The organism is Streptomyces zagrosensis, assembly GCF_014203645.1.
In the GTDB taxonomy this organism is placed as follows: domain Bacteria; phylum Actinomycetota; class Actinomycetes; order Streptomycetales; family Streptomycetaceae; genus Streptomyces; species Streptomyces zagrosensis.
On sequence record NZ_JACHJL010000011.1, the window covers coordinates 129819 to 152960 of the forward strand.

At 68.9% G+C, this 23142-nt stretch carries 24 protein-coding genes and 1 riboswitch; of the genes, 8 read left to right on the forward strand and 16 right to left on the reverse strand.

Annotation, left to right across the window (positions count from 1 at the left end):
• Positions 1-4 precede the first annotated feature (4 nt).
• The gene (locus tag FHS42_RS21140; protein ID WP_184574243.1) at positions 5-1231 is read right to left on the reverse strand and encodes a glycosyltransferase; all 1227 of its coding nucleotides are present in this window, start codon (positions 1229-1231) and stop codon (positions 5-7) included.
• 729 nt (positions 1232-1960) lie between these two features.
• Here FHS42_RS21140 and FHS42_RS21145 point away from each other — a divergent pair.
• Both FHS42_RS21145 and FHS42_RS21150 read left to right on the forward strand, forming a co-directional pair.
• Entirely contained in the window at positions 1961-3784 is a 1824-nt protein-coding gene (locus tag FHS42_RS21145) for an AMP-dependent synthetase/ligase (protein WP_184574245.1), read from the forward strand.
• Between the two features lie 128 nt (positions 3785-3912).
• The gene (locus tag FHS42_RS21150; protein WP_184574247.1) at positions 3913-4746 is read left to right on the forward strand and encodes an aldo/keto reductase; all 834 of its coding nucleotides are present in this window, start codon (positions 3913-3915) and stop codon (positions 4744-4746) included.
• A gap of 46 nt (positions 4747-4792) precedes the next feature.
• On the opposite strand, the gene FHS42_RS21155 is transcribed toward FHS42_RS21150, so the two are convergent.
• The 5 genes from FHS42_RS21155 to FHS42_RS38270 form a co-directional block, all read right to left on the reverse strand.
• The gene (locus FHS42_RS21155) at positions 4793-6052 is read right to left on the reverse strand and encodes a glycosyltransferase (RefSeq protein ID WP_184574249.1); all 1260 of its coding nucleotides are present in this window, start codon (positions 6050-6052) and stop codon (positions 4793-4795) included.
• A gap of 253 nt (positions 6053-6305) precedes the next feature.
• Positions 6306-6575, reverse strand: coding sequence for a hypothetical protein (locus FHS42_RS37325; protein ID WP_246495102.1), 270 nt, complete (start codon positions 6573-6575; stop codon positions 6306-6308).
• A complete protein-coding gene (locus FHS42_RS37330; RefSeq protein ID WP_312866970.1) occupies positions 6514-7056 on the reverse strand; it encodes an MFS transporter in 543 nt (180 codons plus the stop codon). The genes FHS42_RS37325 and FHS42_RS37330 overlap by 62 nt, the downstream gene beginning before the upstream one ends.
• 159 nt (positions 7057-7215) lie before the next feature.
• A complete protein-coding gene (locus FHS42_RS21165; protein WP_312866980.1) occupies positions 7216-7473 on the reverse strand; it encodes a helix-turn-helix transcriptional regulator in 258 nt (85 codons plus the stop codon).
• On the reverse strand, positions 7470-7595 hold the full coding sequence (locus FHS42_RS38270) for a hypothetical protein (protein WP_281392818.1): 126 nt from the start codon (positions 7593-7595) through the stop codon (positions 7470-7472). The genes FHS42_RS21165 and FHS42_RS38270 overlap by 4 nt, the downstream gene beginning before the upstream one ends.
• A 308-nt stretch (positions 7596-7903) precedes the next feature.
• Between FHS42_RS38270 and FHS42_RS21170 the strand changes: the two genes are divergently transcribed.
• Together FHS42_RS21170 and FHS42_RS21175 are read left to right on the forward strand one after the other, a co-directional pair.
• A complete protein-coding gene (locus FHS42_RS21170) occupies positions 7904-8893 on the forward strand; it encodes a LysR family transcriptional regulator (protein ID WP_184574251.1) in 990 nt (329 codons plus the stop codon).
• Positions 8894-8979: 86 nt separating this feature from the next.
• Positions 8980-10146, forward strand: coding sequence for a S1 family peptidase (locus FHS42_RS21175; protein ID WP_184574253.1), 1167 nt, complete (start codon positions 8980-8982; stop codon positions 10144-10146).
• A gap of 246 nt (positions 10147-10392) precedes the next feature.
• Here FHS42_RS21175 and FHS42_RS21180 read toward each other — a convergent pair whose 3' ends face one another.
• From FHS42_RS21180 to FHS42_RS21195, 4 genes are all read right to left on the reverse strand, one after another.
• On the reverse strand, positions 10393-11409 hold the full coding sequence (locus FHS42_RS21180; protein WP_184574255.1) for a class I SAM-dependent methyltransferase: 1017 nt from the start codon (positions 11407-11409) through the stop codon (positions 10393-10395).
• 198 nt (positions 11410-11607) lie between these two features.
• Complete coding sequence (locus tag FHS42_RS21185) at positions 11608-11988, reverse strand: Asp23/Gls24 family envelope stress response protein (protein WP_312866971.1); 381 nt, start codon at positions 11986-11988, stop codon at positions 11608-11610.
• On the reverse strand, positions 11985-12755 hold the full coding sequence (locus tag FHS42_RS21190) for an Asp23/Gls24 family envelope stress response protein (RefSeq protein WP_184574257.1): 771 nt from the start codon (positions 12753-12755) through the stop codon (positions 11985-11987). Before FHS42_RS21190 ends, FHS42_RS21185 begins: the two co-directional genes overlap by 4 nt.
• The gene (locus tag FHS42_RS21195; protein WP_184574259.1) at positions 12746-13291 is read right to left on the reverse strand and encodes an RNA polymerase sigma factor; all 546 of its coding nucleotides are present in this window, start codon (positions 13289-13291) and stop codon (positions 12746-12748) included. Before FHS42_RS21195 ends, FHS42_RS21190 begins: the two co-directional genes overlap by 10 nt.
• Positions 13292-13547: 256 nt before the next feature.
• Between FHS42_RS21195 and FHS42_RS21200 the strand changes: the two genes are divergently transcribed.
• Positions 13548-14063, forward strand: a complete 516-nt coding sequence (locus tag FHS42_RS21200; RefSeq protein WP_184569116.1) for an Asp23/Gls24 family envelope stress response protein — start codon at positions 13548-13550, stop codon at positions 14061-14063.
• 81 nt (positions 14064-14144) lie between these two features.
• Positions 14145-14354, forward strand: coding sequence for a hypothetical protein (locus FHS42_RS21205; RefSeq protein ID WP_184574515.1), 210 nt, complete (start codon positions 14145-14147; stop codon positions 14352-14354).
• 161 nt (positions 14355-14515) lie between these two features.
• On the opposite strand, the gene FHS42_RS21210 is transcribed toward FHS42_RS21205, so the two are convergent.
• Complete coding sequence (locus tag FHS42_RS21210) at positions 14516-14821, reverse strand: 4a-hydroxytetrahydrobiopterin dehydratase (protein ID WP_184574261.1); 306 nt, start codon at positions 14819-14821, stop codon at positions 14516-14518.
• A gap of 69 nt (positions 14822-14890) precedes the next feature.
• Here FHS42_RS21210 and FHS42_RS21215 point away from each other — a divergent pair, with 69 nt between their 5' ends.
• The gene (locus tag FHS42_RS21215; protein WP_184574263.1) at positions 14891-15694 is read left to right on the forward strand and encodes a helix-turn-helix domain-containing protein; all 804 of its coding nucleotides are present in this window, start codon (positions 14891-14893) and stop codon (positions 15692-15694) included.
• Between the two features lie 48 nt (positions 15695-15742).
• On the opposite strand, the gene FHS42_RS21220 is transcribed toward FHS42_RS21215, so the two are convergent.
• The 5 genes from FHS42_RS21220 to FHS42_RS21240 all read right to left on the reverse strand — a co-directional run bounded on the left by FHS42_RS21220 (position 15743) and on the right by FHS42_RS21240 (position 21392).
• Positions 15743-16144: a nuclear transport factor 2 family protein gene (locus FHS42_RS21220; protein ID WP_184574265.1), complete on the reverse strand. Its 402-nt coding sequence runs from the start codon at positions 16142-16144 to the stop codon at positions 15743-15745.
• Between the two features lie 162 nt (positions 16145-16306).
• Positions 16307-18121, reverse strand: coding sequence for an ATP-binding SpoIIE family protein phosphatase (locus FHS42_RS21225; protein WP_184574463.1), 1815 nt, complete (start codon positions 18119-18121; stop codon positions 16307-16309).
• A gap of 357 nt (positions 18122-18478) precedes the next feature.
• Positions 18479-19645 (reverse strand): DUF5954 family protein, encoded by a 1167-nt coding sequence (locus FHS42_RS21230; RefSeq protein WP_184574267.1) that lies wholly within the window; start codon positions 19643-19645, stop codon positions 18479-18481.
• Positions 19646-19689: 44 nt separating this feature from the next.
• Positions 19690-20694 carry a YihY/virulence factor BrkB family protein gene (locus tag FHS42_RS21235; protein ID WP_246495108.1) on the reverse strand — a complete coding sequence of 335 codons (1005 nt, stop codon included), beginning with the start codon at positions 20692-20694 and terminating at the stop codon, positions 19690-19692.
• 290 nt (positions 20695-20984) lie between these two features.
• Positions 20985-21392 carry an ATP-binding protein gene (locus FHS42_RS21240; protein WP_184574271.1) on the reverse strand — a complete coding sequence of 136 codons (408 nt, stop codon included), beginning with the start codon at positions 21390-21392 and terminating at the stop codon, positions 20985-20987.
• Positions 21393-21697: 305 nt separating this feature from the next.
• Between FHS42_RS21240 and FHS42_RS21245 the strand changes: the two genes are divergently transcribed.
• Entirely contained in the window at positions 21698-22582 is an 885-nt protein-coding gene (locus FHS42_RS21245) for an RNA polymerase sigma factor SigF (protein ID WP_184574273.1), read from the forward strand.
• A gap of 270 nt (positions 22583-22852) precedes the next feature.
• Positions 22853-23068: riboswitch (cobalamin riboswitch) on the forward strand.
• The last annotated feature ends 74 nt before the right edge of the window (positions 23069-23142 follow it).

Here is a 23142-nt window from a genome sequence, read left to right on the forward strand (position 1 = left end):
CGGTTCACGCGGACACAGACGGCCTATCTCGGCTGCACTCGTCTAGCAGCAGTTGCGCAGCCACCGGCGCCCCGTCATTGCGGATCGTGCCGGCCATGGCGGTCGCTCGGGCGAGGGTGTCGGGGGCCAAGGCCGTTCTCAGCGCGGCTGACAGGGACTCGGTGGTCGGAGCCGGGCCCTTGTGAGCCGCGCCGATGCCCAGGTCAGCCACCCGGCCAGCCCAATACGGCTGGTCCACCACCTGGGGCACCACCACCTGCGGCGCGCCGGCGCGGGCGGCGGCCGTCGTCGTACCCGCGCCACCGTGGTGTACGACGGCGGCCACCCGGCCGAACAACTCCTGCTGGTTGACCTCGCCGACAACGAAGCAGTCGTCCCGGTCGTCAATCAGGGCCAGATCGGCCCAGCCGCGGGAGACGAGTGCACGGCGGCCCTGCGCGCGGATCGCCTCAATGGCCACTCGGGCAGCGTCCTTCGGGGCGCGCATGCTGCCGAAACCCACGAACACCGGTGGCGTGCCGGCGGCTAAGAATGTCGTCAAGTCGGCGGAAAGCGGACGTTTGTCCGGCAGAATCCACGCGCCGGTCTGCACCACGTCGAGGCTCGTCGGCTCCTGCCAGGGGCCCAGGGTCGGGTCCGCCGCCAGCCACGGATGGTCGGTGTAGATGTGGTCGCGAACGTTGTCCACCGATGACAGGCCGATCGATGCCCGGTGGGCGTTAAGCGCCTCCCCGAACAGCGCGTTCCAACCCTGGGCGTCCAGGTCCCACAGCGCCCCGTTGTCGGTCACGTGCGGTGGGAACGGCCGAACGGGGTTCGGCACCGGCGGATGGTGCGGCGACGGCAAAGTGATCGGCTGATAGCTCACGTACGCATAGGGGATGCCTAGCTTCTCGGTCACCGATGGCGCGGCAACCTGCATCACGCCCGTGGCCACCAGCGCGTCGCATTCCTCGGCCAGCGCGGTGATCTTGGCGAATTGCGCGGCAATCAACTCAACCGAACGCTGGGGCAGGTCCGCGGTCGGTGGCCTCTTTCCCTGCATCATCGGGCGTACCGGCTGACCGATCGGTATCAGCGGTACGCCAACGCCGCCCAGCAACGCAGCGAACTCCTCGTCCGGCGGCGCGCACACGCGAACCTCCACGCCAAGTGCCCGCAATTGCATCGCGAGCCCCACCATCGGCTCGACGTCCCCGCGCGATCCGTACGTTGACAACAACACCCGCATTTCGCAACTCTTCTTCCTGGAGGTTCTGGGAGTTCTGGAGGTTCTGGATTCGGTCGACAATTTCGTGGTGGCTTTGCCGGGTTACTGGGTTACTGGGTTACTGGTGTTTACCAGCCGGGTTACCGGTATGGGGGTGGTTCATGCGCCCCTCCTGTGGAGTCGCATCCCACTAGCCGGCTCGGGCAGACTCCGCCAGTTCGAGCAGACCCCGCCGGCTCGGGCAGACCCCGCTGGCTCGGGCAGACCCGCCGGTTCAGGCGGGACTGGCCAGCTCGGGCAGGCCCCACGGGGCGAGCCCGACCCGAGGTCGGAACGCGGCCCCTTCTCTCGCCTGCCGATGCTGACGAAACGGGCGCCCCTTGCCGTACTGCGATGGCTGAAAAAGCACGCTCGGAGCCCGCCGCTCATCCGCGCGCAACGGTCCACGGCGCCCTCCGGGGCCGTAGACCGGCCTCGCTCACAGACGTGGAAGGCGTGCCTTGAGGGGCCACTGCCTCGTTCCGAGCACAGGTCAGGACATACGCGGTAGGAACTGTGCCGATTCAGTGCAGAAATCAGCCACAAAGATCGCGCCACACGCTCGTCCAGCGGCCAGGGGGCTACGAATGGGCCCACCCATGCCCATTGACCAGCGCCGATGGCCCGGGTTGCGGATGCGGAACACCCCTCGCCCAAGGGCCCGGGATCGGGTACGGTCGCGGCGCTGAGTGGAGCCCGAGGAGTGAATAGTTGCGCGAATTCACCGTCCCATCCTTGGCGACGGCACCCCAGGTCGGAGGGCTGGCGGACGTCGTGTTCGACCATGCCGCCGACGATCCGGGGCGGGTGGCCTTCGCCCGTAAGGTGAACGACCAGTGGCGCGATGTGACCTCTGGGGAGTTCCGCGATGAGGTGCTGTCCCTGGCCAAGGGACTACTCATGCAGGGGGTGCGGTTCGGCGACCGGGTCGGCATCATGTGCCGCACGCGATACGAGTGGACCCTGTTCGACTTCGCACTGTGGTCGATCGGCGCCCAGTCGGTGCCGTTGTATCCGACCTCGTCGGCCGATCAGGTGCTGTGGATGCTGCATGACGCGGGAGCCTCCGCGTGCGTGGTCGAGCACGAGGACCATGCCATGACGGTCGGCTCGGTGATCGACCGACTGCCCCGACTGGCCCGGCTGTGGCAACTCGACGCCGGCGCCCTGGAGGAGTTGCTCTCCAGCGGGCAGGACATCGATGACGACGTGGTGCACCGCCACCGGTTGGCACTGACTCCCGACTCCACCGCCACCATCGTCTACACATCGGGCACCACCGGGCGGCCCAAGGGCTGTGTGCTCACCCACGCTAACTTCATGGCCGAAGTCGATAACGTCCTCGCCCGCTACGAGCCGGTGTTCCACTCCCGTCCCGGCGATGAGCCAAGCACCTTGTTGTTTCTGCCCCTTGCCCATGTCTTCGGGCGCATGGTGCAGGTCGCAGCGGTACGGGGCCGGGTCAAGCTGGGGCACCAGCCGGAGTTGTCCGCGGCGGCGCTGCTACCCGACCTACGGGCGTTCCAGCCCACGTTCATTTTGGCCGTTCCCTACATTTTCGAGCGGGTCTTTACTGCGGCCCGCCGCAAGGCCGAAGCGGCCGGAAAAGCCGGCCCGTTCGACAAGGCGGTCGAAGTGGCGGTGCGATACGCGGAGGCCGGTGAGCGCAAGGCGTTCGGCACCGGTGGCGGACCCGGCACCCCGCTACGCGTGCAACACCAGCTCTACGAAAAGCTCGTCTACAGCAAGGTGCGCGAGGCGATGGGCGGGCGCATCCGGCACGCCATGTCGGGCGGCTCCGCCATGGAGCGGCGCCTTGGCCTGTTCTTCGCGGGCGCGGGGATCACCATCTTCGAGGGGTACGGCCTGACCGAGTCCACGGCCGCCGCCACGGCCAATCCCCCCGAGCGCACCCGCTTCGGCAGCGTTGGGGTGCCAATCCCCGGCACCACGGTGCGTATCGCGGACGACGGCGAGGTGCTGCTGCGCGGGGGCCAGATCTTCGACGGCTATCTGGGCGATCCGCAGGCGACCGGCGCAACCCTGCAGGACGGCTGGCTGGCCACCGGCGACCTGGGCGCGCTCGACGAGGACGGCTATCTGACCATCACCGGCCGCAAGAAGGAGGTGCTGATCACCTCCGGCGGCAAGACGGTCTCACCGATCGCCCTGGAGGAGCGCGTACGAGCCCATCCACTGGTCTCGCAGTGCATCGTGGTCGGCAACGACCGTCCTTTCATCGCGGCACTGGTCACCCTCGATCCAGACGCCGTCGCGCACTGGCTCCAGATGCGTGCGAAGCCGCATCTGGAGCCATCGGAACTGGTCCGCGATCCGGAACTGGAAACTGAGATTCGGCGGGCCGTGGTCGCCGCTAACACGCTGGTCTCACAGGCCGAGTCGATCCGAACATTTCGGATACTGGCCGTCCAGTTCAGCGAGGAACACGGGCTACTTACGCCGTCCCTGAAGCTGAAGCGTAAAGCGATCGAACGAGCGTACGTATCCGAAGTGGATGCCCTCTACCACACCTGAAACGGTGTGGCACGACCAGGTTCGGTCGATTGCGGCAAGGTAAAAATGCCCGGCGTCGGGAATGCGAGCACCAGTTCCATCGTTGATGCTGGAGTACCGCAACTCCCTACGTTAAGGATCGATTGCTCGTGAGCAACGTCCCTTCAATCACTCTCAATAGCGGCGCCTCCATTCCGCAGCTTGGTTTCGGCGTCTGGCAGGTGGCTGACGATGAGGCCACCGCCGCGGTGAGCACGGCTCTTGAGGCTGGCTATCGCAGCGTGGACACCGCCGCCGCCTACGAAAACGAGAAGGGCACGGGGAAGGCGGTTGCCGAATCGGGCATTCCCCGCGACGAGCTGTTCATCACGACGAAGGTGTGGAATTCGGACCATGGCTACGACGCCACACTCCGCGCCTTCGACAGTTCGTTGGCCAAGCTCGGCCTCGACTTCGTTGACCTGTACCTCATCCACTGGCCCTTGCCTGCCAAGGACGACTACGTAGCTACGTACAAGGCGTTGGAGAAGATCCACGCTGACGGACGGGCCAAGTCGATCGGCGTGTCGAACTTCCAGCCGGCCCACCTTGAGCGGCTGTTCGCCGAAACCTCGGTGGTGCCCGCGCTCAATCAAATTGAGCTGCACCCGCAGTTCCAGCAGACGACGGCGCGCGCCTTCCACGCCGAGCACGGCATCGTCACCGAGGCATGGTCTCCGTTGGGTTCCGGCAAGGGCCTGCTCGACGACCAGAAGATCGCCGGCATCGCGGACAAGCACGGCAAGTCCCCGGCTCAGATCGTGCTCCGCTGGCATCTACAGATCGGCAATGTCGTCATTCCCAAGTCGGTGACGCCCTCCCGCATCCGCGAGAACATCAACGTCTTCGACTTCACCTTGGACGCCGACGACCTTGCGACGCTTACGAGCCTGGATGCGGGCAAGCGAACCGGGCCCGACCCGGACGTCTTCGACGTGTCCTGACTACGTACGCACAGCTCCCGGAAGTGTGCGCTGTCCCGTCGATCGCCTAGCCCGGCGATTCGGTGTGGTTCACGCGGGCACCGGCGGCCTGTCCTGGGTGACTTGCGTCGAGCAGCATTTTCGCGGCCACCCTCGCCCCATCGGTGGGGATTGCGCCGGCCACGGCCCTCGCCCGCGCCCGGGTCTCGGGCGTCAGGGCCGTGGCAAGCGCGGCGAACAGGGAGTCCACGGTCGGAGCCGGGCCGTCGTGGGCCGCGCCGATACCCAGCGCGGCCACCCGCGCCGCCCAGTACGGCTGGTCCGCGATCTGGGGAACCACCACCTGCGGCGCCCCGGCCCGGGCGCTCGTTGCCGTCGTGCCCGCGCCGCCGTGGTGCACAACGGCGGCCACCCGGCGGAAGAGTGCCTGCTGGTTGACCTCGCCGACAACGAAACAGTCGTCGGCGTCGTCGATCGGGGCCAAGCCCGCCCAGCCCCGGGCGAGGACTATCCGCCGGCCGTGCGCGCGGATCGCTGCTATGGCCACCCGCGCGATGTCCTTCGGGATGTACGCGGCCATGCTGCCGAAGCCCACGTACACCGGTGGTGCGTCCGCGTCCAAGAACGCCTCCAACTCTTGCGAGAGCGGACGGACGTCGGGCAAGACCCAAGCCCCGGTCTGCACAATGTCGAGGTCCGTCATGCCCTGTGACGGGCACAGCGTCGCGTCTGCCGCCAGCCACGGCTGATCGGTGAAGACGTAGTCGCGGACGTTGTCCACCAGCGGCAGGCCGAGCGCCGCCCGATGGCTGTTGAGAGCCTCGCCGTACAATGCGTTCACCCGCTGGGCGTCCTGCTCCCACAGCACCCGGTTGTCGGTCTCGTCCCGTGGGGACGGCTTGCCCGGTCGCGCCCCAGGAGGGAAGTGCCGCGACGGCAGTCCGAAGACGTGGAAGCAGGCGAACACATAGCGGATGCCCAGTTTTTCGGCCACATCCCGTGCGCCAGCCGGCATCAGGCCGGTTGCCAGCAGCACGTCACAGCCATCGGCCGCGGCGGTGAGCGTCTCGAACCGCGCCGCGACCAGCTCGGGAGCGAGCCGGAACGCGTCGTTCGCCGTCGGTGGCCTCGTGCCGGCGACCACCGAGCGCACCGTGGGGCCGAGCGGCACCAGCGGCACGCCGACGCGCGCCAGCAGCGCAGCGAACTCCCCATCCGGGGGCGCGCACACCCGCGCCTCTGCCCCCAGCTCTTGCAACTCCAGCGCCAGTCCCGCCAACGGTTCAACATCCCCACGCGAACCCCACGTCGTCAACAACACTCGCACGTCAAACTCCCATTTCCGCAGGCTCTGGCTTTCGGCCGCTGATTCTGCGGTACGAACGGGGGCTTGCCGCAAGCCCACCGGTGCGCTATATCTTGAGAGTGGCAAGGAGCGGGATCTCCTTGCCTTTGTTTTTTGCTCTGCTGCCTTTTTTGCTCTGCTGCCTTTTGTGCTCCGTCGCCTTGTGTGCTCCGCTTCCTGCTGTCATTCGTTGCCTTTCGCCGCTCCCCCGGCTCACGGCGTAAAGCCTGCGCACTCAGCGTTGGCCGGCTGGCTCGCCATGCCCCTGCCACGGTCGGGCGAGCGTGATCAGCGCCACCGCGGAGAAGACGACAAATACCAGCACCACAACGGCCATTGACATGGCGGAGGTGTGTCCCAAAGCGCCGGGGAGGGGTGCAGCCGCGGCGCCGAGCACGAACTGGGCGCCGCCGAGTACGCCGGAAGCGGCACCAGGGGCATCGCTACCGATCGACAAGATGATGGTGGTCGATGCGGGCAGCACGATGCCGAACCCGACCGTCATGCCGAACAGGCAAGCCCAGATGACGGGGAACGTGCTGATGCCGACCACGAGCAAGGCGACCAGCGTGTGCCATCCCTTGCAGTAGTCGGGCGATGTCGAACACGACGATGGACGGGGCAAGCGCGCAAACCAAGGACAGCACGGTGAACATGCCGGTACCTGCCAAAAGCAGGCGTCGTCGCCCCATCGCGTCACTGACCGGGCCGAGCACGAGCTGACCAACGGCGATCCCGACAAGGCAGGCTGTCAGCGACAGTTGGACGGCCGCTCCCGAGGTGCCGAATGAGGTGACGAGCTCGGGGAAGCCGGGCGCGTACATGTCGGTGGCGAACGGTGATACCGCCGAGAGCCTGCCAAGAGCGACGATGAGTCGCCCCGTTCCAGTCCGCAGGGGCGTGGGATCGATACTGACGTTTATCGGTCTCCATCCGAGGGGTCCGCTGTGCGGGATGCCGGTCGAGACGCCGCTACTCCTCGGCATTGGCGGCCGGGAACAGATCCCGAGGCCGCGTGAGCACCGACTCCACGCACCGCGTCTACTCGGCCAGCTACTACCTGTCACATCGTGCTTGCCGGGTGCGCGCTGCGGTGTGGAGCGCGGGTTTGCGGGATGTGGAGCGCGGTGCTCCGCCGGCGGGTATCAGGAGTGCGCCCGCCTGAACCGGACGGGGGTGGTGCCCCGATCGCGCCGGAAGGCGTAGCCGAAGTTGCTGGGTGAGGCGTAACCGACCTCGTGCCCGATGCGGGACACCGGCCAGTCGGTTTCGACCAGCAAAGTTGCTGCCCGATCGAGACAGCGGCGGCGGTGGAACTCCATCACCGACGCCCCGTACAGCGCGCGAAATCCGGTGGTCAGGCGCCGGATCGACATGGACGACGCGCGGGCCAGCTCGGTCAGCGACGGCGGCGCGTGGCGTCGCTGCTCGCCTCAGTCTGAGCGATCGACGCGTAGTACGCCGCATACATCGCGTCCAACGCGGCGGAACCGGCAGCGCCGGCGAGCTGGTAGACCCGGGTCACAAGATCGTAGGTTAGCCTCCCGCAGCGCCGTGAACATGGTGCGTAAGACCACCCCGAGCCCCGAGCCCGGCCCGGCTGCCTTCTCGCCGGTGGGGCGGTGGTGCGGTGGTGCGCAGGGCGGCCGGTCACTGAGCATGGGGCGCCGCTCGTCCCCGTGGTGCGGGGGTTCGCAGGTGCCAACTCTTCGGGCGGGAGTGAATTTATCCCTCCGCCGCTGCGGTTCCGCGCCACCCCGGTTGGCAGGAGGTGACGAGAGAAGGTCAGGCGCGTGTATTGCTGCCGCGCCGAACCCGCCATAGCTTTCGGATATGGAGCTTGAGCTGCGGCACCTCAGAGCGATACGTGCGATAGCCGACAGCGGCTCGCTGACCAAGGCCGCAGCCTCTCTTGGACTCGCGCAGCCCGCCCTCAGCACCCAACTCAAGCGGATTGAGCGTGCCCTGGGCGGGCCGCTGTTCATCCGGGACCGTACGGGGGCCAGAGCGACCCCGTTGGGCGAACTGGTACTGGACCGGGCCAGGGTGCTGCTGCCCGCGGTGCGCGAACTCCAGGAAGAGGCCGTGCGGTTCGCGAACGCGTGGGCGCACATTCAGCGATTTCGGATTGGTGGCACCCATGGGCCCCTGCTCGGCGGGCTGATCGACCGGCTGGCGACAGCCCATCCGTCCGCCCCAGTAAGTACCCATACGTCCTGGTCTGTCCAGGAGTTGAGCACCATGGTCGTCGAGGGGCGGCTAGACTTCGCGCTCGTCGGCACCTGTGGGCAGAGCCCGCCGCCCGCCAACGACCAGCTCACCTGGCACCCGATCGGTACCGACCCGGTATTCGTGATGTTGGTTGAAGACCATCCGCTGGCCGGTGAGGTTGAGCTGAAGCTCAGCGCGCTGGCGGGCGAGTCATGGACGGACGTACCAGGTGACGGGTGCTTCGCCGACTGTTTCGCGGCGGCCTGCGCCCGGGCCGGGTTTACTCCGGTGTCCGTCTTCGAGACCGACACGGCCTCCTGCGTACACCTGGTGCAGGTGGGCCGGGCCGTTGGCCTGTGCAGGGCTACGTTTCCGCCGACGCCGGGCGTGGTCGTACGGCCGCTCGCCGGATCGCCGCTGAGCTGGCGGCACCTCATCGGCTGGCATCCCGGCGCCCCGGCCGCCGACACCGCTCCGGCGGTGGCGGGGCACGCCAGGGCCGCGCACGCGGACGCGGTGCGGCGCAGCGTGCCGTACGCGACGTGGCTGGCGTCCAACCCGCAATGCGGCTCAGCCTTCGGTACGGCCACGGGCGCGCCCTCGACGTCATAGCATCGCGCTATGGGTCAGTTGACAGGTCCGCGACGAGCCCTCTCCGCATTACGGTGACGCCACCCCCGACATGAGGAGAACACCAGATGCTCCGCAGACGTGGCTTGATCGCTGGTTGCGCCATCGCTATGAGCGCCTTCTCCCTGACCGCCTTCCCCGCGATGGCGGACAACGGCTCCACCGCCACCCCCAGCTCCGCCGAGAGCTCCACATCCCAGGTACCGGCCGGGATGCTCAAGGCCATGGAGCGCGACCTCGGACTGACCCCCGCCGAGGCCAAGGAACGGATAGCCAACGAGTACCGGGCCGCCACCTTGGAGCCCAAGCTCCGCGGCTCGCTCGGCGCCGACTTCGGCGGCTCCTGGCTGGCCGGCGACAGTGCGCGCCTGGTCATCGCCACCACCGACCCGGCCGACAGCGCCGCCATCTCCGCGGCCGGTGCCACCGCCAAGGTCGTCAAGCACAGCATCAAGGAACTGAACGCCGCGAAGAGTTCCCTGGACCGGATCGCGCGCACCAACTCCACCGCCACCGCACCCGTGTGGTACGTGGACGTCAAGACCAACAGCGTCGTCGTACGGGCCTCCAACCCGGCCGCAGCCCACTCCCTCGTCGCCAAGAGCGGCGCGGACAGCACGCTGGTACGCGTGGTCAAGTCCGCGGAGCAACCGCAGACCTTCTACGACGTACGCGGCGGCGACGCGTACTACATCGGCAGCGGTTCACGCTGCTCCATCGGCTTCTCCGTGACCAAGGGCACCCAGAGCGGCTTCGCCACCGCCGGCCACTGCGGCAAGGCCGGTGCGACCACCACCGGCTACAACCGAGTGGCGCAGGGCAGCTTCCAGGCGTCCCGCTTCCCCGGCGCCGACATGGCCTGGGTCGCGGTCAACAGCCAGTGGACCGTCAAGCCGTGGGTGAAGGGCCCCAGCGGCAACGTCACCGTCGCCGGCTCGCAGCAGACGGCCGTCGGCGGCTCGATCTGCCGCTCCGGCTCCACCACCGGCTGGCACTGCGGCACCGTCCAGCAGCACAACACCAGCGTCAGCTACCCGCAGGGCACCATCTCCGGCGTAACCCGTACCAGCGTCTGCGCGGAGCCCGGTGACTCCGGCGGCTCGTACATCTCCGGCAGCCAGGCGCAGGGCGTCACCTCCGGTGGCTCCGGCAACTGCAGCAGTGGCGGAACGACGTACCACCAGCCGATCAACCCGATCCTGAGCGCCTACGGGCTGCGGCTGGTCACCGGCTGACCGACCGGCGGGCGGCGTGCTCAAGCCCGGTTCACGCCGCCCGCACCGACCGTCCGACCTGGCGAAAGGCCAGCGGCTCGGCCGAAGGTACCCACGCTGTGAGCGCCGGTACCCCGTGCGGCTCCCCAGCGCACGCAGCCCACTCCACCGGGCAGCCCGACCCCGCTCCACCGGCGCCGCCGACCCCATCCGGGGCGGCGGCGCTCGGGCGTGCGGGGTGCGCACGGAGCGCGGGGCGCCCGGCGTCTATGCGTACGCCGTGTGCACCGTCTCCGCTGTCAGCAAGAACGCGTCTTCGCGGCGGGCGATGCCCTCGGGGTCCGCCGAGTCGAGCAGTTGGGCCAGTACGGCGATGTCCTGTGCCGTCATGAGGTCCCCGACCAGTTCCGTGAACCGCGAGAGGCTGGCCGTGACGTGCTCACGGCCGGTCGCGCCGAGGGGCGCCGGCAGGTCGAGCAGGAAGCTGCGGCTGGTGGCCCGGCTCAGCCCGGCCCCGCTGAGCAGCCCGGGCCAGTCCTCGACCACTCGCGTCGAGCCCGGCAGTCCGGCCCGCATCCCCTCGAACCACTCCTCCATCACCGCGTTCAACCGCGCCTGGAGTCCCGGGTGGCCGAGACCGATGTCCCGGGGCAGGAACCGCATCGGCAGCCCGCCTTCGGTCAGGGCCATCAGCCCGCCCGGGCGCAGCGCGCGGGCCAGCCGCTGCACCACATCGCGCTGATCACCGACGTGGTGCAGCACCTTGCGGGACCAGACGAGGTCGGCTTCCCCCAAACCGGCCACGACGCGTTCCTCCCCTTGCGTGGCGGAGCCCGCTCCGTTCGCATCGGTTCCCTCGGATACGGCGACGCCATCGGGGAGTTCGGCGAGAAGCGTGGAGACGCGGTCGCCGAGGCCACGCCCGGCGGCGCGCTCGGTCACGAGGTCGAGCAGGGGCTGCGCGGTGTCCACGGCGACGACCTCCGCCCGGGGGAACGCCTCGGCGAGCAGACAGGTGGCGACTCCCGAGCCGCTGCCGATGTCAAGCACTCGGCGCACGTCGTCGGGGCGCTTGCCCGCCGCCTCGAAACGCTCCCGAAGCCAGCCGATGACCTGCTCGGTGACGGGCTGGTACAACTCTGCCTCGCGCACCAGCCGGGGGCCTTCCGTAGCCCAGTCCAGATCCTGGTGATGCCCGTGCGAGTGCCCGGGCCCGTGCGGCGCATCGCCGTGCTGGGTTTGGGCGGCGTGCGGGCCTTGGGAATGAGAGTGCGTTTGTGCCATCTAACGCTGCCTCCGGCTCGTAACGGATATCGCGGTGCGACGGCCACGGTCTGGCCGTCTGCGATGAGCCTGCCCCCGCCGCGGACTGATGGCAAAGATTGTTGCTGTTTCCGCAATAGTCGCCGGGCCCGCCCTTTTTCAGCCCGACCAGCGGGGCGCGTTTTCAGCCCGACCAGCGGGGCGCGATCCGGGCCCGGGTTACGCGATGTCCGTGACGGTGATGCTCACACTCACCCGGGGCTCGGGCGCGCCGTCCGCCGCCGCGAGCTCCCGTACCGCCGCCGTGACCGCCGCGCGAACCTGACGGGTGACGTCGAGCGCACGGTATCCGCGGACGACCGCGAGGTGGACGCGCAGGTCCCAGCCGTGCGGGCTGTCCACCCGGTACGCGCGGACGCCCGCTATCCGGCTCGCGGACGACGCCTGGTGCGTACGAGAGCGGTAGCGGGCCGCCGCACCGCGCACCAGGTCGCCGAAGCCGGGCCGCAGATAGGCGACGCCGGGCGTTCGGCGTGCGGCCTCCGCAGCCGCCTCCAGCACCCGGGCGCGCTCCGTGGCTTCTTCCTGCGAGGGGATCACCGGTCTCTCCTTTCGCGGGTGTCGCGAGAGAGCGGTGGCTCGTCGCCCAGGGCGTCACCGAGGCCATCCCCGATGACATCAACGACGGACACATCAATCTCCGCGACATCCATGCCGACAGCTTCCCGCGCAGCGTCGGCGACCAACTGGCGTACGAGGGCGGCCAGTTCAGGAACCGTCCAGTCCAGCGTTGCCGTCAGCTCCAGCGATACGCGCATGGGCCCACGGTGGTCCTGGCCGCCTGGCAACAGCGAGCGGCGAGCGGCGGCAGGGTCGATGGGCATGACCTTGCAACTGCCCGCGAACACGCCCGGCAACGACTCTGCGGTCTCCCGAAATACCTTGGCCGCCGCGACCTCGGCGATCCACGCGTCGTCCGCAGGTTCTCCCAGCGGGAGCATCCGCCCCGGTCGTAGCTCGGTTCTGACCAGGTCCATCACCCGAGCCGTTATGGCCTCGGCGGGTGGCTCCGGCTCGATACGCGCCTCGCGCACATACCGGTCGAGCACGCCGAGCCCGGCCAGCGCCTGACGGCAGTACGGACAGGCGGCCGTGTGCTCGTCCGGCTCCTCGGCCTCCCATACGAGGGCGAGCGAACGCCCGCAGAGCAGGATTTCGTCCCCCTCGTGGCCGGCGTGGTCGGCGTGCTGGCCGCCGGGGCGGGTGTGGGGGGTGTCTTGGGGGTCGGGGGTGTGGTTGGTGTGGGGGGTCTCGTCGTCCCGGTCCGGCCCGTCGCCGGGCGAACCTGGGTTCATGCCTACCGCCATGCTCCCATCGCCTCCGTCAGGTAGCGCCGTGCTCGAAAGATCCGGCCGCGTACGGCCTGCTGGCTGATGCGGGTGACATCAGCGATCTCCTCGTACGACAGGCCGTGCAGTTCCCGCAGCACCCAGCAGGCGCGCTGCTCGGGGGTCAGCCCGTTCAGCGCGTCCGAGAGCGCCCGTACCACCTCGGTGGACTCGGCCGCCCGGACCGGGGATGCAGCGTGCTCGGGTGCGCTCAGCTCGGGGACCGAGCTGAGGTCCTGCGTGGGGCGGCGGGCACGGAGCAGGTTCAGGCACCGGTTGGTGACGATGCGGTACATCCAGGTGGAGAACGCCGCATCGGCCCGGAATTCCGGGAGTCTTCGCCACGCACTCACCAATGCGTCCTGCACGGCGTCCTCCGCGTCCGCCCGGCTGCCGAGGAGCCGGGTAGCCAGGCTGAGCAAGGGCCCGCTGTGCCGACGCACCAGCAACTCGAACGCCGCCTCGTCGCCTTCCCCGGCCCGCACGGCCAGCAACTTGTCGCTGGGTTCGGGCACTCATCGGCTCCTCTCCGTTCCATACCGCTACAGCCTGCTACGTCACGCACCGCTCTCGGGTTCGACACGGCGGGGGCGCATCCGTCACGCGTGCGCTGGGTCACGCGGTCCGCGCGCCTCGGGCCGGAAAATCTCGGTTTCCGCGTGCGGAACGGGGTAGTGGACGGGTCCAAGTCTCTACCAGGACAGACCAACCGGCGCGCTGAACGAGCTGGGCCGGCCCTGTCGGACGCCACCATGACAAGAGAGGACTTCAATGACACCTCAGACGGCTACCTCGGCGATCAATGAGCCCCGTACCGGCGACAGCAAGCCCAGCGCTGGTGACAGCAAGCCCACCACCGGCACCACCACCTTGGAGAACTCCGCCGGCGCGGACAGCCAACCCGCAACCCGCGGCAAAACCTCCATCGCCGATGGCGTGGTCGAAAAGATCGCCGGCATGGCCGCCCGTGAAGTTTCCGGTGTCCACGCCCTCGGCGGCGGCCTCGCCCGCACCCTGGGAGCCGTCCGCGACCGCGTCCCGGGCGGACGCCCCAACGTCACCCGCGGCGTCAAGGTCGAGGTCGGCGAGCGCCAAACCGCCATCGACCTCGACATCGTCGTCGAATACGGCGTCCCCATCACCGACGTCGCCAGCGACATCCGCGAAAACGTCATCGTCGCCGTCGAGCGCATGACCGGCCTCGAAGTCGTCGAGGTCAACATCTCCGTCATCGACGTCCACCTCCCCTTCGACGAAGAAGAGGACGACGAAACCCGCGTCCAATAACCCGCATAGATCGCCGCCCGTCACCCCGGCACCCTCCTGCGGGGGGACGGGCACCGCCTTGCAGCGCACAAGGAGTAGGACATGAGCACAGCGGTCGTGGGCCTCGCCACCGGCATGGCACTGGGATTCGCCGGCTACTTCGGCGGGTTTACCGCCTTCCTGCTCGTCGCCGCCCTCGGCGCCATCGGCTTCGTCATCGGCCGGACAGCCGATGGCACCGTGCACTGGACCCAGCTCGCCCGGCCGAGCCGAGACCACGGCATCTCCCGCCGCGGCAGCAGGCTCAAATGACCCTTCCCACCGCTGAGCCCGGCGCCACCACCCTCACCGACCGCGCCCTCAGCCACACCACCACCGGCCGTAACGGGCGGTGAACGGCGCCCGATAGCACGATGCCCATCAGGGCGGTGGCCTCGTGGTGGCCTCGTGGTGGGCTGGGGCCGGCGGGGCGGCTAGTGTGCGCCGTGGCCGGGGGCGATCTCCATGAGGCGGCGGGCGAGCTCCAAGTCGAGATCGGTGACCTTGCCGCCGACGCTGTGCGTGTTCACGGTGACCGTCAGCTTGTTGTAGCTGAGCAGCAGGTCAGCATGGTGGTTCAGCTCCTCTTGGACCTGGGCGATGTGTACGACCATCGCGGCGCCCTGCGGGTGCGTGTCGAAGGCGTACGTATGCGTGATCCGGTCGCCGTCCGTGGTCCAGCCGGGCAACTCCTTGAGACGCTCATCGATCTGCGGCCGGGACAGCGGTTTCGCGGCCATGTGGTCTTCCCCTTCGTCACTGCGGATACCGGGTCTCTAGCCTGCCACGCCACGGGTTACGGTCAGGGAATGACGACTGCCACGGTTGCTCCGGGAGTGGGCGCTCTGTTGCGCGGATGGCGGGACCGGCGCCGGATCAGCCAACTGGAGTTGGCGCTGCGAGCCGATTCCTCCGCGCGCCACATCAGCTTCATCGAGACCGGCAGGTCCCGCCCGAGCCCGGAGATGGTGCTGCGGCTCGCGGACCACCTCGACATCCCCGTACGGGAACGCAACGCGCTGCTGATCGCCGCGGGGTACGCACCGCACTTTCCCGAGTCCTCGCTCGATGATCCCTCACTCGCCGGACTCCGCGAGGGGCTGCACCGATTGTTGACGGGCTATGAGCCCTATCCGGCGCTGGTCATAAACGGCAGGTACGAGGTCATCGCGGCCAACGCCGGGATCGGGATGCTCATGGAAGGCGTGGCCGAGCATCTGACGCGCCCACCGGTCAACGCCATGCGCGTCACCATGCACCCGGAGGGCATCGCCCGACGCATCCTCAACTATCGCGAGTGGCGCGGGCACTTGCTTGAGCAGATGGAGCGACAGCTCGCGCTGCTGCGGTCGGCGCCCCTGCGGGCGCTGTACGAGGAGGTCAGCGCGTATCCGCTACCGGAAGGCGGCGGCCACCTGGCCGCGTACAGCTCCGATCACGTGCCGTTCGCGCTGCCGATGATCATCGAGCACGACGGCCGGGCCCTGTCCTTCATCTCGACCGTCGCGACCTTCAACACGCCGATGGATGTGACGGTCTCCGAGCTGGCGGTGGAGACGTTCCTGCCCGCCGACCCGGAGACGGCCCGCTATCTGCACGGGCCGCGGCCGTAACGAACCGGGCGGCCGGTGGCGACCGGCCGCCCGTTGCCCCGCGCCGACTCAGGCGGTGGGCACCCGGTCGAGGAAGCCGAACACGGAACGGACCCGGCCGTCATCGGCGAGGGTGATCACATCGGAGCCGGCGACCGGTGCGGAACCGTCCGCGTCGGAGACCAACTCCCAACTGAACCGTGCGGTGTGGTGATGCCCGTCAACGGTGCCGGTGAGCCGGAAGGCGAACCCGGGGAACTGTGCCTGAGCTCCGCCAATCACGGTTACGAGCTGGTCATGGCCACTGGCGTCGGAGAGCGGGTCGGTGTAGGAGCCGTCCTCCACCCATGCGGCGGCGACGGCTTGGGCCCGCTCGGCCGGGTCGGTCGCGTTCCAGGCGGTGAAGTAGCGGGCAACGGCACCGTCGTAGTCGATCGCGGCGGCGGGAGTGGTCGAGGTGGCCTGAGACATGCCGGTGCTCCTTGTCAGCGGGGTGTTCGGGACCGGGTTCCGATCCGGAGTGCGCCGGACCGGAACCCGTTGCCCTCACTGTGCCGGGTACGCACGATCGAGGCGATTACCGGTGAGGTAATGCCGGTGCGTACCGGCGCCGTTGCCGTCGCGCACGTGTGGTCAGTGCGGAATGTCTTGCTCGGCCCAGACGATCTTTCCCGTGGGGGTGCGACAGGAGCCCCAGCGGCGACAGAGCATGTTGATGAGCTGGAGCCCGCGTCCGCCCTCGTCGCTGACGTCCGCGTGCTGGATCTGCGGCAGGTCAGGGCCCGTGTCCGATACCTCGATCATCAACCGCTCGCCCCGCAAGAGCCTCAGCCGCCCCGGGCCCTGCCCATAGCGCAGGGCGTTGCCCACGAGTTCGCTGACGATGAGCTCGGTGACGTCGGCGAGTACGGACAGGTCCCACCGGCGCAGCTGTTCGGTGACGTATCTGCGGGCGATCGATGCCGCCGTGCCATCGGGCGGCAGGTCCCACACGCTCAGCCGCACGGCTGAGGTGGTGTCGATTGCCGCGGTGAGCAGTACGGCCTCGTCGAACCGCTTGTCGCTGTCGGGCAGCGCGGTCAACAGGCTGCCGTCGTCAAGACGCTCCGGCGACATTTGAGCGACGGTGTCCAAGAGGCGGCCGAACTGTACGTCGGTGTCGTCGGTGCGGGTCTTGATCAGCCCGTCCGTGTAGAAGATCATTCGGCTGCCCGCCGGCACCTGGACGCGTATCGGGTCGTAGGGGATCACGCCCGCGCCCAGGGGCGCGCCCGCGGGCACGTCCACGTAGCTGGGCTTGCCGTCTGCGGCCACCAGCAGCGGGCGCGGGTGTCCGGCACTGGCCAGCGTGTAGGTGGAGTCGGCGAGGTCGTAGACGGCACATAGGCACGTGGCGACCTGGTCGTCTTCGAGATCGCGGGTGGCCAGGTCGAGCCGGGCCAGCACCCGGTCCGGTGCCGTGTCGAGCATCATCAGGGTGCGGGCGACGGTCCGCAGCCGCCCCATGGTGGCCACCGCGGACATCCCGTGGCCCAACACGTCGCCGACCACCAGTGCGGTACGGCCACTGGGCAGGGCCATCAGGTCGTACCAGTCACCGCCCACGCCGCGGGCGTCGGCCGCCGGGGCGTAGCTGGTGTGCACGACGAGGCCCGGTGTGTGCGGCGTGGCGCGGGGCAGCAGGCTGCGCTGGAGGGAAACTACGTGCTCGCGCTCGCGCCCGTAGAGCCGGGCGTTGTCGATGAAGACGGCCGCCTGGGAGGCCAGTTGCTCGGCCAGCGCGAGATCGGTGGCGGAGAACGGGGGGCTGTCGCCCGCCCGCGCGAAGTCCGCGCTGCCAAGGAGCAGCCCCCGGGCGATCAGGGGGACGGCCATATAGCTGTGCACACCGCCGCGGCGCATCTTGGCCGCGGAGCTGTCAGTCGAGGCAACCCGGTCGAAGTCCCGGTCCGTCATCCTGGCCACCAGCACCGACGTGCGCTGCGCCAGACACACACTGGTCAGCAATGTGTCGCGGTGCTTCTCGTCGCGGACGATGATTTCGCCCACCGGGGCGGGCTCCAGGTTGGTGAGCGCATCGATGGTACGAACGGCCATCGCTCGACGGGTGGCGAGCACGCCCCCCTTGGCACCGCGGTCGCCCTCCTCCCCCTGGAGCACCGCCTCCAGCAGGTCCACTGCGACCGCATCGGCCAGTTGGGGGACGACGAACTCGGCCAGTTCCTGGGCGGTGCGCTTCAGGTCGAGGGTGGTGCCGATGTGGGTGCTTGCCGTGCTGAGCCAGGCCAGCTTGCTGCGCGTGGTGAACTGGCTCGTGCCGCCACCCTGGTCGCGGCTCACGCGCACGCGTCGGCGTGCCGCAGCCCGCCCACGGGCGGCGCTTTGCGTGGCCAGCCGACTGGTCAGACGCCGAATGCGACTGCCGTCGTTCACTTGCTGGCCTCCCATCGCGCCCAGGCCGCCGTGCTGCTTACGAGTGTGCCGGTCTTCCGGCGTCCCCGCCGCCCGGGCGCCATCCACGGGTGGTTGTCCAGGTTGTCGTCGGGAGTGAGAGCGTATGTCGCTCTTCTGCAATGTTCAACGGCTCGGCCTTGCCCCGGCCACACTCTTCGCGCATTTCCCTGGGTTCACAGCGGTGCCGTGGTGGGGCGCATCGGCGGTCGTACGCCCCCGCTTGGCCTGCGGCCGGATGACGGCACCGCATGCCAGTGGGTGCGTGGGGTTCGGTGCGGTACGGCGCGCGCCGGCGCAGTGCGGTGATGTGGGAGCCCCGTGGAGAACGTCGGGGTGTTGTCCGGCATGTGGTCAGCTCTTGTCGCGGCGGGCCGCCTTGTGTCGGGCCACCTCGGCCAACATCAGGTCGTGCAACCGCTGTGCGTCCTCGTCCAGTTCGATGGGGGCGTCGTCCGCGTTGCCGCCGTGGTGGTCGGCCCGCGTGGCGTCTTCGCCGTCGCCCTCGGTGCCGCTGTTCGCTCCTGGTGCGCTCGGGGTGCCTTTTTGCACCATTACGGGGGGCTGCGGATCGTGGTCGGACGGGCGCGGGCCCTCGGGCCCATCGGGGCCGATTCGTACCAGACGCTCGACGCGCACCACCCGGAAGTGCCGTCCCACGACGTTCAGTTCGTTGGCCCGGGTGGCGTCGAGGCGGTCTGCGGCGGCCGTGTACGGTGCCTTTTCTTCTTCACTCAGCCCCAGCCGCCACGGGATCATCACCCGCAGGCTCATCGCCAGGCCGTCGCGTGCCTCTTGTGGTGTGGCCTCCACGCCGATGGAACCCGGCATCCAGCGCCCGGCCGTCCGCTCGGCCGTCATGAAGGTAGCGGGCAGCAGCACGCCACCGGGGTGGGTGTGGGAGGCGTGCACCAAGTCGTCACGGACGTCATCGGGCACAGCGCCCGTCTTGCACAGCAGAGAGAGAAGTTCGATCTTCAGCGCGCCCTGGGCTGCTGCGGTCGGCAGGGCCGGGTCGATGATGAACCCGACAGCGGGCTTGTCGGCTACGTGGCGCGACTCCCCTACTTCGGCCGGGTCGGGGTCCGATGGACGCGGCGGCTCCGGGCCTTCGGGGCCGGAGCGGATGAAGCGCTCGGCTCGTACGACCCGGTAGCGCACGCCGAGGACGGTCAGCTCGTTCAGGGCTTCCCACTCCAGCCGCTCGGCCGCCTCCATGCACTGTGCTCGCCCGGCGGCGTCGCCGGCCTCGCCCACGCGCCGCCCTTGCCCGCGAAGGTGCGCGCCCATGTCGTCGCGGCTGTCCTGCGGCGCCAGGCCCGCGAACGAGTCGAGCATTTCCCACCCGCCCGTCTCGCACTCCCGCGCCACACCGAATACCGGCCCGCCCAACCCAAGAAGGTCCGGATACGCCGTACGCGCCTGCCACGCCTCGACGTCCGCGACGGCCTCCACGGGCCCCTCCGGCCCGGCGACCTTGATCATCCGGTACGCGGGTACGTTCTCACCCATCTCCGCCATAGCCTCAGCATGCCCCCGCTACTCGGGCGTCGTACGGCAGATGTTCACAAGTGACCGTCGAGAGTGCGGTTGGGGTCGGACGGCGACCGGTCTTGAACGATGCGGCCAGGTTCCGGGCGGAAGCGCGTACGGGCATGGCGAGGCGCCATCGGTGCGGCACCGCGGGTGAGCTCCGCGTTGAACTGAGCTCCGGCCAGCAGGGCCAGGTTGGAGAGCCACAGCCACATCAGGAAGATGACGGCACCCGCGAGGGAACCGTACAACTGGTCATAGGAGCCAAAGCGGGTGGCGTAGATGGTGAACCCCACCGATGTCACCAGCCACAACAGCACTGCCAGTAGTCCGCCAGGGGCGCTGCGCGACAGGCCCCGCGCGGCCTGCGGCCCGGATCGGAACAGCAGCAGGACCAGGCCGGTCACCAGGGCCAGGAGCAACGGCCACTTCAGGACGTTCCACGCGGTCAACGCCGCGCTGCCAACGCCGAGCAGTTGGCCCACCGCATGGGCCAGCGAACCGGTGATCATCAGCGCGGCGGCGGTGCACACCAAGAGGACCATCAGGAGCACGGCCGTGGCCAGGATGCGGGGGGCCGTGCGCCAAGCGGGGCGGTTGTCGCGCACCCCGTGCATGGCGTGCAAGGCACGGCGGAAGACCGCCAGATAGCTGGAGGCCGACCACAGGGCGCTCACGGTACCGACGACGGTGAGGGCCCAGGCCGCCGAGCGCTGGTGCGCCATGTGCTCCAGCGAGGCGCGCACCGCGGTGCCAGACTCCGCCGGCGCGATGGCCGTGACCTGGTCGATCAGTTCCTCGGTCGCCGCCGGGCCGGCCAACCCGATCAGGGAGACGGCGACCAGAAGGGCAGGCAGTAGGGCGAGCACCGCATAGTAGGTCAAGGCGGCGGCCCAGTCGGAGACGTCGTCGTCCCACATCGCGCGGGGAGTGGCGCCCAGCGCCGTCCGGCACCGCTCACGCCCGGGCAGCCCCCACCGACGGGCCAGACGGCCGGCCGGGCCCCGGGGGGACGGCGGGGCCGTCTCGTGCGTCATGGGGTTCTCGCTCCTCATCGTCCTTCGGATGCGCGCTGGCGCTGCGTTTGTCGGCTGTGGGGCTTGTCGGCTGCCGGCTCGGCACCCTGCTGGTGCGCACGGGCGTGCGGGCTCACGCTGTGCCCTCATACGCCTTCATATGCCTTCGCATGCGGGCTTGCGTGCGTGAGCTCGCACGGCCAGGCCGCCGACCCTATGCCGTCGCGCCGGGTGATCGCCGCGGTACGCCCGCACCAGCGGCTCGGCGTGCCGGCATGGCGTGAGCTGCTGAGAGGTACCCCGCCAAGCCGTTAGGTAACTGGCATGACGACGCAGATCTCCTTACCGCCGCTCGCGTAGGGAGTGATGATGACCTCCGAGGCCAGCCGGCAGATCAGTGGCCAGCCATAGCCCCCAATCGATATCGGGTTGCTTGGGTCGCGTGGCCTGACAAAGGGCACCGCGTCACTGCGGTCACGGATCGCCAGGCGCAGCCCCTCGACATCGAAAACGGCCCAAAAGCCGGTGATGCCATCGCCGTGTCGGATCGCGTTGGTGGCCAACTCCGTGGTCACCAGCAGGGCGTCCGCCACGCTCATCTCGTCGGGCTTCGCTCCCCAGAGCTCACGAAAGTTCGCGTTCACCATGTCCTCGACATGGTGCCGCACATCACTGGCGCTCTGCGGATGGCTGAGCCGGCCCCTCAAAGGAGGCTTCAAGGAAAGATGCACCGTTGCGTTCACACCGCTTCACCCCGTACTGACGCGTTGTCTCCCGTCTCCCTGCGGCTGCCCACATTCGTGCACCGCAAGCGGCCGAATTCCGGGGGCCTGACATGGCGTGAAGCCGTTGGACCGCTGGTGCGGCCGATGTGGCCGACCGCTCCTACCGGGCCCGTTGCCATCCGTTTCAGATTGAGGTGCATGAGTTCGCTACGCGCGGGTAGACGGTGCTCCGTTGCCGAGAACGGCAGCTAGCAACAGCGGAGCAGCGGATTTTGGGGAGGCTGATGACGGTGCAGGTCATGTCCAAGGCGACAGGTACGGCAACGAAGCAGACCAAGGGATCGCTGGTGGCCAGCGAGACCGTGACTGAGCCCGGCACCCAACTGCCGGCGCTAGCCGAGCCGCACAAGCTCGCGCCCAAGGACGCCAGGTCGCTTTCCAAGCTGTTCTTCGACCGGCTGACCGTCCTCGAAGAGGGCACCCACGAGTACCAGTACGCGCGCAATACGCTCATTGAGATCAATATGTCGCTGGTGCGCTATGTCGCCCGGAGATTTCGCCACCGCGCCGATGAGATGGAAGACATCGTTCAGGTCGGCATGATCGGTCTGATCAAGGCCATCGACCGGTTTGAGCTGTCCCGCGAGGTGGAGTTTCCCACCTTCGCCGTGCCGTACATCGTCGGTGAGATCAAGCGGTTCTTCCGCGACACCACGTGGGCCGTGCACGTCCCGCGCCGGCTCCAAGAGGCGCGCGTCGAACTGGCCAAGGCCTCGGAGGAACTGAGCGGCCGGCTGGGGCGCTCGCCCACGGTCAGCGAGCTGGCCGAGGTGCTGAAGATGAGCGAGGACGAGGTGATCGAGGCCCGGGTGGCGGCCAACGGCTACCACTCCTCGTCCCTGGACGCCGCCATCAATGGCGATGACCAGGACAGTGCTGCGGCCCTCTCCGACTTCATCGGTGAAGAAGACCCGTCCATAGAGCTGATCGAGGACTTCCAGTCGCTGGCCCCGCTCATCGCCGACCTCGACGAGCGTGAGCGACGCATTTTGCATCTGCGGTTTGTTGAGGAGCTGACACAGGCGCAGATCGGTGAGCAACTCGGCATCTCACAAATGCATGTTTCCCGGCTGCTTTCGCGCGTCATCGCCCGCCTGCACCGCGGACTCCTGACCTCGCGCTAACGCTCACTTCTTCGCCAGGCCCTGACTGTTTTCCCAGGACCCACGGCCCACGCACCGGCCCCCGGCCTCACCACCGCCGGGGGCCGCGCCATGTCCGTGGCCCGTAGTCCGTGCCTGTACTCCGCGCCCGCAGTCCGTGCCCGCAGCCAGCGCCTGACCGGTGACCGTGCCCACACAGCTCGCGCGTGGCCCGCGGCCCATGATCCGTAAACGTGTCTCATTGCACCATCCACGGCCTGAACACCCGTGTCCCACGCGGGAGAGAGCCCGTAGGCTGGCTGGTGCAGTCGGTTCGCCCTGTCGGCCAGACAGGCGCGTCGTAAGAGGGAACCCGGTGGGAAACCGGGACTGCCCCGCAGCGGTGAACGGGAACGACAGTCGTCATACGCACTGGACCCGATCGGGTCTGGGAAGCGACGGCCAGTAGGAGTCTGCTCGGCAGACGAGCCCGTAAGTCCGAAGACCTGCCGCTGCCCGTGTGCGACCAGTGCGCACGGAGATCCCGGTGACCGCGCGGGCGGATCGGCATGCAGATCGAGCGGGCAGGCGCGACGCACATC

What these genes read in the sequence shown, in the direction of transcription:
- FHS42_RS21140 (WP_184574243.1), bottom strand. Translation starts at nt 1,231, where the DNA reads ATGCGGGTGTTGTTGTCAACGTACGGATCGCGCGGGGACGTCGAGCCG.
- FHS42_RS37325 (WP_246495102.1), bottom strand. Translation starts at nt 6,575, where the DNA reads ATGACGGTCGGGTTCGGCATCGTGCTGCCCGCATCGACCACCATCATC.
- FHS42_RS37330 (WP_312866970.1), bottom strand. Translation starts at nt 7,056, where the DNA reads ATGCCGAGGAGTAGCGGCGTCTCGACCGGCATCCCGCACAGCGGACCC.
- FHS42_RS21170 (WP_184574251.1), top strand. Translation starts at nt 7,904, where the DNA reads ATGGAGCTTGAGCTGCGGCACCTCAGAGCGATACGTGCGATAGCCGAC.
- FHS42_RS21175 (WP_184574253.1), top strand. Translation starts at nt 8,980, where the DNA reads ATGCTCCGCAGACGTGGCTTGATCGCTGGTTGCGCCATCGCTATGAGC.
- FHS42_RS21180 (WP_184574255.1), bottom strand. Translation starts at nt 11,409, where the DNA reads ATGGCACAAACGCACTCTCATTCCCAAGGCCCGCACGCCGCCCAAACC.
- FHS42_RS21190 (WP_184574257.1), bottom strand. Translation starts at nt 12,755, where the DNA reads ATGGCGGTAGGCATGAACCCAGGTTCGCCCGGCGACGGGCCGGACCGG.
- FHS42_RS21200 (WP_184569116.1), top strand. Translation starts at nt 13,548, where the DNA reads ATGACACCTCAGACGGCTACCTCGGCGATCAATGAGCCCCGTACCGGC.
- FHS42_RS21205 (WP_184574515.1), top strand. Translation starts at nt 14,145, where the DNA reads ATGAGCACAGCGGTCGTGGGCCTCGCCACCGGCATGGCACTGGGATTC.
- FHS42_RS21210 (WP_184574261.1), bottom strand. Translation starts at nt 14,821, where the DNA reads ATGGCCGCGAAACCGCTGTCCCGGCCGCAGATCGATGAGCGTCTCAAG.
- FHS42_RS21215 (WP_184574263.1), top strand. Translation starts at nt 14,891, where the DNA reads ATGACGACTGCCACGGTTGCTCCGGGAGTGGGCGCTCTGTTGCGCGGA.
- FHS42_RS21220 (WP_184574265.1), bottom strand. Translation starts at nt 16,144, where the DNA reads ATGTCTCAGGCCACCTCGACCACTCCCGCCGCCGCGATCGACTACGAC.
- FHS42_RS21225 (WP_184574463.1), bottom strand. Translation starts at nt 18,121, where the DNA reads ATGGGAGGCCAGCAAGTGAACGACGGCAGTCGCATTCGGCGTCTGACC.
- FHS42_RS21230 (WP_184574267.1), bottom strand. Translation starts at nt 19,645, where the DNA reads ATGGCGGAGATGGGTGAGAACGTACCCGCGTACCGGATGATCAAGGTC.
- FHS42_RS21235 (WP_246495108.1), bottom strand. Translation starts at nt 20,694, where the DNA reads ATGACGCACGAGACGGCCCCGCCGTCCCCCCGGGGCCCGGCCGGCCGT.
- FHS42_RS21245 (WP_184574273.1), top strand. Translation starts at nt 21,698, where the DNA reads ATGTCCAAGGCGACAGGTACGGCAACGAAGCAGACCAAGGGATCGCTG.